Genomic DNA, 8,330 nt, shown 5'->3' with positions numbered 1-8,330 from the left:
ATTATTATCAAATTCGACAGCATTCTCCTGTTTGTGAATTGCAACGACATTTTTAAATTTTCCGATGTCAATGCCAATAAAATTTTGATAAGATGTAACCATAATAAACCTCGATAGTTTTGTTAATTTAAGATTGTAAACGGGTGCATATATACGTCCCAAACAACTATTCAAACGTATCGAGAGATAGGGCTAGTGTACCTTGATAAGAACGGTTGTAATACCAATTTTTTTCTCGGTCGCACACGCCCATGATAACTCTATTCCTATAGTGAGTATGGTTATCTTTCTCTCTTATCTCTTTTATATCACGTTTTTAACTTACAATTTTTTAGCACGCTGCTAATCCTTAACGCAAGCGAGGTTTCATTTGTTGGAAGAAAAATGATCAATTTTAGTGATTTTATACCCTTTACAACTCATCAAAAATCACCATAATTTTTAGTGTGTATTAAGTAGTATTAGCTTTTCACTTTGCAGCAAGCTATTGATTATCTTGTGTTTTTCTAATTATTGCTTTTTTCTTGGTGTAATATATGAGCTTGATTAACCCTGAGGTTTCTACTATGTTTTTTGACCAAATTGTTACAGTAACAGATCACAATATTGCTTGGGAAAAAATCCAAAATTGCCTTTATAATCTTTATGGAGAGGCAACGTATAACAGCTGGCTAAGTTCGCTTAGATTTGTCAGTAGTAGCAATGGAGAAGTTTTGTTGTCTCTGCCAACAAGATTTATAAAGGAGTGGATTACGGTTCACTACATGGAAAAAATACTATCATTATGGCAGAATGAGGATGAAAGTATACGTTCTATTGATATTCAAGTAATTGAGGAAAAGAATCCAAATCCTAATACTATATCAAAAAGTAGAGAGGAAAGTAATCATAGTCTTGGTTCACCGCTGGATCCAAGGTTTACCTTTGATAATTTTGTGGTAGGCAAGCCAAATGAATTAGCATTTACAGCTGCAAAGCGTGTGGCAGAGTCTATAGATCCAATACCGGGAAGCAACCCTCTGTTTCTATATGGTGGAGTGGGGCTTGGTAAAACACATCTGATGCACGCTATAGCTTGGCACATAGTCAATGCTCCATCGGTGAAAAGAAAAGTAGCATATTTATCAGCAGAGAAGTTCATGTACCAATATATTACAGCACTACGAAGTAAGGATATTATGTTGTTTAAAGAGCAATTTAGGTCAGTAGATGTATTGATGGTAGATGATGTGCAATTTATCAGTGGTAAAGATAGCACGCAGGAAGAATTTTTTCACACCTTTAATGCGCTAATAGACCAAAATAAACAATTGGTTATATCGGCTGATAGATCCCCTAGCGATCTTGATGGAGTAGAGGAAAGAATAAAATCGCGGCTTGGTTGGGGGTTGGTGGCGGATATTAACGAAACAACTTTCGAATTAAGACTTGGTATATTGCAGGCAAAAGTGGAACAAATGAGTATGTATGTTCCAGATGATGTTCTGGAGTTTTTAGCGAGGAACATAAAATCTAATATAAGAGAATTGGAAGGAGCATTGAATAAAGTTGCCCATACTTCGTTGATTGGGAGGAGTATGACAGTAGAGTCGGCCAGTGAAACTTTAGCAGATCTTCTTAGGTCAAATCATAAGTCAATTACAATAGCAGAAATACAAAGGAAAATAGCTGAGTTTTTTAATATAAAAGTTGCAGATATGCACTCCAATAAAAGGCTTCGCGGTCTTGTAAGACCAAGACAAATAGCTATGTATTTTGCTAAGAAATTCACACAAAAAAGCCTGCCAGATATTGGAAGAAGCTTTGGTGGCAGAGATCATGCTACTGTTATACATGCAGTAAAACAAATAGAAAATTTTATAAAAACCGACTCAAATTTTGCTGATGAAATTAATCAATTAAGGAAAATGTTTAAGTAGAGGTTAGGTTACACAGTCCTTATGTTTAGCGCTGGGGCGGCAATAGACCACTCGCATAGTTTTTAGTAGCATGCTAGACATATAGAAACAAAAAAAACTACTTGACAACTTTCGCCAGCTCTATTATCATGGAATTGGAGGTATTCAGTTATCTTCATCTGTGCAGATTAAACGACAAGAGTATTAAGGTTGGCGTCTTATGTTTAATTTTTTGCACTATGTGCACCTTATATCTTTATTAATTTTACCTAGACTTCTAGGTTTTTCCCTATACAAGCTGAAACGCGCTTATAAGTTGTTTAAGACAGTATAGTACGCCGGTTTGCAGGATTATAGAGTGAGAACAATCTACCACTGGGTTCTTTTGTCTTTTTTTTCTGCCTAGTGAGTTTCTTAGCACTTAAGCTAAGGGTCTTTTGCAGTTTAAAAGTCGCTAAATTGGAGCGTTTAGGACCTTAAAGAATTCCAATACTGAAAATAGACAATGGTCAGGGCTTTTTTTGCCTTTTTCTCTATTTAGTAAATTTCTTATATTTATAGCTAAGGCAATTTAAGAGCACACAAAAAACGCCAAGAATAATTGCCTTTTAGATTCAAGAAGTTTAGTGTTTGTTATTTACCTAAAATCGTAACTTTAATCTACCTTAAGCTCAAAGTCTTTCGTTAGCTTTGTAGAATACATTTCCTCATTATCTTGATTATAGAAAGTAAATTCGTGATCATCTAAGTTTAATATTGCAAAACCAAAGCCAAAAAAGTTTCTAACTTCATGTGCTAAGTAATTTTTGCCGTTTGAGTAACTAAATTCTACATTTTGATAAGTAGGTTCCTGATCCTGAGCGTGTAGTAGTGCACCACCGTTTCCGACTATAATCTGGTCTGGAACATTAGCCATTAATAAGATCTGAGCTATATGAATGTGGCCGGAAAATATGGTAGTGACATTGCTTGGAAATTTATCCCCAAAAGCTTCAATTTGTGTGAGATTGCCATAACTTCTTAATGTCAAAAGTTCTTTTTTTGGAGATCTCCAAAGCGGTTTGTGAGTTAAAAACCACGTGGGTTTGTTAAAACTATCTTGTGTTAGTTTGTTAAATTGCTTTTCAAAAGCATCAATTGTACTTTGAGTTGTGAAAATATCTTCACCAGACGAAGAGTCGAAGATAAAAAATCTCATTGGGCCAATGTCTAAAGACCAACTAGGGACGAAATTTTCACATTTCTCAGATGAAAATGGGTATGGATCTAGATATCTAAACCATCCTTCATGAGCCCTGTCACAACTTTCGTGGTTTCCCCTGACAAAGAGAAAAGAAGATTGTGATAGAATATCCTTTGCAGGCTCGAACCAATCAGCGTACCAGGCTTCTTTATTGTACCCATGAATATTACCGCACTTTTGTTCATTTCTACATTTTGTTTTTCTGTAATGATAATCGCCAACGTGGATAATTAGGTCAGGTTTATGAGAGGCAATAGAATCTAAGTTTTTTTTTAAAGGCCAACTATCTACCGAATTACATTCCTGTTGAAATAATGCATTTATTCTGCAGCCTGTATCACCAATAAAAGCAATTTTGCTAATCTTTTCTGGTAGTATGTGAACCTGTATATTGTCAATACTAATGTTTTCAGCACTCGTTTCTACTGTCAGTTCACAAACTGTTTCGGTGTGATCACCATTGTTAATTGAGCTGCGACTTAGCATTTCCATTTCCTCACCGTCGACATCAACAATGGGACAAGTATCATTGTCTATGATTGCACGTACGCTTAATTTATTTTCCGGAATAGCTTGAGACCATGTGTATAATATCTGTGCATGAACAGAATAAAAGCTGGTTATAAGAGATAAGGTCAAGAAAATAAAGATATTAGCTATACTCATTTATATAAAAACCTGAGCTTAAAATTAGCGACACAATCATCTTAAATAATTGAAGTTTATAATCACAAAATTAGACCTCTTACATAATCTTCTTTCTGATTTTGTGTCAAAACTTGCTTGTGCTTTTCCAAGTATTCTGTGTGTCTCCTAAAAATTCCTTACCATAGTGCAAGAGATCTATTCATAACAGAATTATACAGACAATTTATAAATTATCCTAGTATCAGATTGACACTTTGGATGAAGGATCCTAAAATGATTAAGTAATTTAAAATAATTATATAAAAACTAGAATAAAGTGCGGTCGTGGTGGAATTGGTAGACACGCAGCGTTGAGGTCGCTGTGGCTCATAAGGCCTTGGAAGTTCAAGTCTTCTCGGCCGCACCAAACTTCTTGTCGTTATTTGATGTAGGTAAAATGTTAATAGGAAATCAAAGTAAAAATAAAGTAGAGAGGGCCATTGGTGAAATCCGGCGTGGTCTACCAATTGTAATATATGATGAAAGTAATTATCTATTGTTTGCTGCTGCTGAAACTTTAGAGAGGGATTCATTTGATCAGTATAAGCTCATATCAGACAATCTATGTATCACTTTAACTTCAAGTAAGGTGCAGTATACGTTCCAAAATGAGGAAAATGGCAGCAAACGCTTACCGATAAACAACTTTGATGAGCTACTTTATTTAGTAAACTGTTCAACAGAGGATAGCACAAAAGAGTTGCAGCGTTCAAAGATGATAGATAAATGTGCTACTACTTTGCTTAAATTCTCAGAATTATTGCCATACGCGTTAGTAATCGATATGACTTTTAAAGATAAGAATGAGATGCGAGACTGGTGTGAGAAAAATGACGTCATTGCGCTGGACACATCATTCATAAACGATTTTCAACGAGACCAGGGTTTATATGAAGTGTGCAAAACATCATTATTCTTGAAGCAGACTCAAGAAGTAAATATCATATCTTATAGAACCAAAGGTGACGGGAGGGAACATTATGCAATTATTATTGGTAATCCAAATGAAGATGGTGACACATTAGTGAGGATTCACTCTTCATGCTATACAGGCGACTTATTAGACAGCTTATCGTGCGATTGTAGAAGCCAATTACATCAAGCAATCCAAATAATGGCTGACTCTAGCTGTGGCATTATATTATACCTTATGCAGGATGGTAGGGGCATTGGTTTAACTAATAAGTTAAGGGCGTATGATATGCAGAGAAAATATAATCTTGATACTGTGGATGCAAATAGAATATTGGGTTTTGAAGATGATGAAAGGGATTTTACCGTTGCGGCTGAAATGCTCAAGAAATTAGGCGTTAAAAAAGTTCAATTACTTACAAATAACGGTAGAAAGTTATCAGAGTTGAAAAACAGTGGTATAGAGGTTACAAGGTGTTTACCACTTATTATGGAGCGTAATCAGTATAATGGTTCATATATGGAGACAAAATTTGGCAAGCTAGGCCACAAGTTAAGGTTTTTTTAGCTTTTCTGTTGTAACTACTTTGTTGATTTACTATGTTCGTTAATATTGGTTAAGGTTTTTAGAAAATTAAGATGCTAAGGCTTTTCAAACAGAAAAATAATGAGTCGTTGGATAAGGATATAAATTGGAGTTCGAGTCGTTATAGCACAGTTGTTGCTCAGAGAAATACTTTACTTTTATTTACATTAATATTATTAGTAGCAATTTCTGTAAGCATATTGGCTATATTTAAAATTAGTACAAGTAGCACTATTGAACCATTTGTTATAGAAATTGAAAAAAAATCTGGAATAGTACAATTGGTTGATACTGTTACAGTAAAACAATATTCCGCAGATAAAGTACTAAACAATCATTTTATTGCAGAATATATAAAGGCAAGAGAGGTTTTTGATCAATATAACTACAATTATAACTATTACACAAAGGTGAGGTTATTTTCTTCAACCAATGTATATAATGAATTTAGAAATTATATAAGCTCACAGAACATGGATGATCTTTTCAATTTATATTCAGGTTTTGTTAAAAGTGAGTTTAAGATTCGCTCAATTCAGAGATTGTATGATGATACCTTTCAGGTGAGGTTTACTGTGGAATTTACACGAAAAGATGGAAGCTCTGTAAGAAAAAACAAGATAGTCATCATGTCGTACAAGTACGCATCACTTGAAATGAATGATCAGCAAAGATACGTTAATCCATTAGGATTTCAGGTTACTTCTTATAGGGTAGATGATGAATATGTGTAGAATATTGTTAGCTTTAGCTTTACTGATAAATAGCAGTTTAAGTGCAGCAGTTAATTACAATAAGCCTATTTCTGTAGATAGCAGAATAAAAACTTTTGTGTATAGTCCTAACGAAATATTCACAGTTGTTTTTAGTCAAGGTTACTATTCTTATATTGAATTTGCAGAGGGAGAAAAAGTCAAAAACATTGCTGTTGGTGATGCGTCAAGTTGGAAAATTAGCCCTTATGACAATAAATTACTTATTATGCCGTTTGAAGTTAGTAGCCGCACTAACATGATTATTACAACAACCAAAAAAAGAAATTACATTTTTGATTTAATCTCAAGACCAAACTACGATAAATATCCAGATACTAATACTGAGAAAATAAGTCACGATTACTCTGCTGAAAAAGATATATCTTATGTAATACGTTTTTATTACCCTCAAGAGGAAGATGAATTTGATGTTGATTTAGATGAAGTATCAACGCCTACTCAAATGCAATATGTTATAGACAAGCCAGAAGGAGTAATACAGGTAAATGATACGAAGTACAATTATACATATATCGATGAAGGTGTTAACACTGATATAATACCAATTGAGCTATTTGACGATGGCTATTTAACCTATTTTAAATTTAGGGACAGTAACAAAATACCTCAGATTTTTACAGAAGAAGATAAAACTAAATTACCTTGTAAAAGACTGTTATTTGATGGTTATGTTATAATAAAAGGGGTGCATAAGAAGTTGTTCATGCGTTATGAGAATAATGAAATTGAAATTATAAATAGGTCACTTTAGCTGTGGTACATGTAACATGAGTAAAGAAAAGCGTAACAATTCGGAAAATGAGTCAGAAATAGAGAGCAAGGTAGTAACAGTTGGCTCTAATCAAGGCCATAGAGCATTAATGGTTGTTATTTTAGTGCTTCTAGTTGGCGGGATATATTATCTCTATTTTAGTCCTTCTTCTAATGAAGAGGATGTGGAAGTCCTTAGAAAGGAAGAAACGAAGCAAAATGTTCAAGAATTGAAAGGAAAATTGGAACAAGTTCCAGATAATACAATGGTTTATGAAAGGATAATAACTGATCTGCCATCTTTACCTCCTCTTCCTACACCGCAAATTATACCGGAAGTAAAACAGACTAAAAAGGAAGAAGTGGTAAAAAAAGAAGAAGCAAAACCAAGAGAAACGCCCATGCCAAATATACCTGTTTTGCCAAAGGAAAACTTCCATCATAGCAATATTGCCAGCAATTTACCAACCTCGTTTCCTAAAATAGGTGGTAGTAGTTATCCTAGAGACAGACGTGGTGCACAGATGTTAGCAATTTCAGGTGGTGGTAAAGAAGACAAGGCTGCTGATGCAGTTTTATCGAACACTTCAGTACAGCCGAGTGTAGCTACCAAAGTGGGGAAACTTGGGTTTATGATTACTCAAGGTAAAATTATTGATGCTGTTCTTGAAACTGCAATAAATTCTGATCTGCAAGGAACGCTACGTGCTGTGGTTAGTAGTAATGTTTATGCAGAGACTGGTGATACAGTTTTAATACCCAGAGGTTCAAGATTGATAGGTGGCTATTCATTTGACTCGAATGTTGCAAGAGCTCGCATAAATATGAACTGGAATAGGATCATTCTTCCTCATGGAATAGATATTGCTATTTCATCACCTGGTACCGATGAGCTTGGTAGAGCAGGAGTAGCTGGCATAGTTGATAATAAAATAGCAAGTGCATTGTTTTCTTCAATATTGCTTGCAGGCGTTTCGATTGGGTCAGCTGTTATAGGACAAAAGGCTTCTAATCTTGTTGATGCGCTAACTATTATTGATGCGGTGAAATCTATCACTGCAACCACAATAGATTTTTATTCACTCAAAGACGTTATTAAACCAGAAGAGGAGGTACCTAGTGAAAAATGGAAATTGGGTCTTGGAGCTATTGGCAGAATTAAGAATGCTAAAAATGAGCAAGATTTGCTGAAGATAATGAAAGAGGAAATGGCAAAGGCACTAGGAATTGAGGAAAGTAAGATAAATATAAACCTAGAAAACTTAAATCAACTTCTACAACAGTTTCTAAGAAAAAACAAGTCTGTCTATGAAGAAGCAATTAGCAAATCAATCAGTGATTTTTCTAAAGATATGCGAGATATAGTCAATAGATCTACAGATAAAAAACCAACTGTTTATGTCGATCAAGGCACTGCGTTGAAAGTATTTGTTAACCAAGATATAGTATTTCCTCCACAGGCAATATTAAACCAGTAA

General features: G+C 34.5%; 6 protein-coding genes, 1 tRNA gene and 1 pseudogene. 6 read left to right on the top strand and 2 right to left on the bottom strand.

The genetic code is table 11. The annotated features are described in order from the left end of the window. A pseudogene (locus AB6N09_RS03565) lies at positions 1-102 on the bottom strand (IS110 family transposase); the annotation flags it as partial. A gap of 434 nt (positions 103-536) precedes the next feature. On the opposite strand from AB6N09_RS03565, the gene dnaA reads away from it, so the two are divergent. Further along, a complete protein-coding gene (gene dnaA, locus AB6N09_RS03560) occupies positions 537-1,919 on the top strand; it encodes a chromosomal replication initiator protein DnaA (RefSeq protein ID WP_411131568.1) in 1,383 nt (460 codons plus the stop codon). Between the two features lie 634 nt (positions 1,920-2,553). Here the strand turns inward: dnaA and AB6N09_RS03555 are convergent. Beyond that, positions 2,554-3,807 carry a metallophosphoesterase gene (locus AB6N09_RS03555; RefSeq protein ID WP_411131567.1) on the bottom strand — a complete coding sequence of 418 codons (1,254 nt, stop codon included), beginning with the start codon at positions 3,805-3,807 and terminating at the stop codon, positions 2,554-2,556. Between the two features lie 300 nt (positions 3,808-4,107). On the opposite strand from AB6N09_RS03555, the gene AB6N09_RS03550 reads away from it, so the two are divergent. The 5 genes from AB6N09_RS03550 to AB6N09_RS03530 all read left to right on the top strand — a co-directional run bounded on the left by AB6N09_RS03550 (position 4,108) and on the right by AB6N09_RS03530 (position 8,330). Then, positions 4,108-4,195 (top strand) — tRNA-Leu (locus AB6N09_RS03550). 30 nt (positions 4,196-4,225) lie between these two features. Next, positions 4,226-5,308: a GTP cyclohydrolase II gene (locus AB6N09_RS03545; protein ID WP_411131572.1), complete on the top strand. Its 1,083-nt coding sequence runs from the start codon at positions 4,226-4,228 to the stop codon at positions 5,306-5,308. A 71-nt stretch (positions 5,309-5,379) separates the two neighbouring features. Then, the gene (locus tag AB6N09_RS03540) at positions 5,380-6,060 is read left to right on the top strand and encodes a VirB8 family type IV secretion system protein (protein ID WP_411131566.1); all 681 of its coding nucleotides are present in this window, start codon (positions 5,380-5,382) and stop codon (positions 6,058-6,060) included. Next, positions 6,047-6,853: a P-type conjugative transfer protein VirB9 gene (gene virB9, locus AB6N09_RS03535; RefSeq protein WP_411131571.1), complete on the top strand. Its 807-nt coding sequence runs from the start codon at positions 6,047-6,049 to the stop codon at positions 6,851-6,853. The genes AB6N09_RS03540 and virB9 overlap by 14 nt, the downstream gene beginning before the upstream one ends. Before the next feature lie 16 nt (positions 6,854-6,869). Next, positions 6,870-8,330, top strand: a complete 1,461-nt coding sequence (locus AB6N09_RS03530; RefSeq protein WP_411131565.1) for a TraB/TrbI/VirB10 family type IV secretion system protein — start codon at positions 6,870-6,872, stop codon at positions 8,328-8,330.

It is taken from the genome of Wolbachia endosymbiont of Tettigetta isshikii (assembly GCF_041154185.1).
In the GTDB taxonomy this organism is placed as follows: domain Bacteria; phylum Pseudomonadota; class Alphaproteobacteria; order Rickettsiales; family Anaplasmataceae; genus Wolbachia.
This window is presented reverse-complemented; position numbering and strand designations above follow the sequence as displayed.

Bases quoted from the DNA above. Each gene is read 5' to 3' on its own strand.
- AB6N09_RS03545 (WP_411131572.1), top strand. From the start codon at position 4,226: ATGTTAATAGGAAATCAAAGTAAAAATAAAGTAGAGAGGGCCATTGGT.
- AB6N09_RS03540 (WP_411131566.1), top strand. From the start codon at position 5,380: ATGCTAAGGCTTTTCAAACAGAAAAATAATGAGTCGTTGGATAAGGAT.
- AB6N09_RS03530 (WP_411131565.1), top strand. From the start codon at position 6,870: ATGAGTAAAGAAAAGCGTAACAATTCGGAAAATGAGTCAGAAATAGAG.
- AB6N09_RS03555 (WP_411131567.1), bottom strand. From the start codon at position 3,807: ATGAGTATAGCTAATATCTTTATTTTCTTGACCTTATCTCTTATAACC.
- virB9 (WP_411131571.1), top strand. From the start codon at position 6,047: ATGAATATGTGTAGAATATTGTTAGCTTTAGCTTTACTGATAAATAGC.
- dnaA (WP_411131568.1), top strand. From the start codon at position 537: ATGAGCTTGATTAACCCTGAGGTTTCTACTATGTTTTTTGACCAAATT.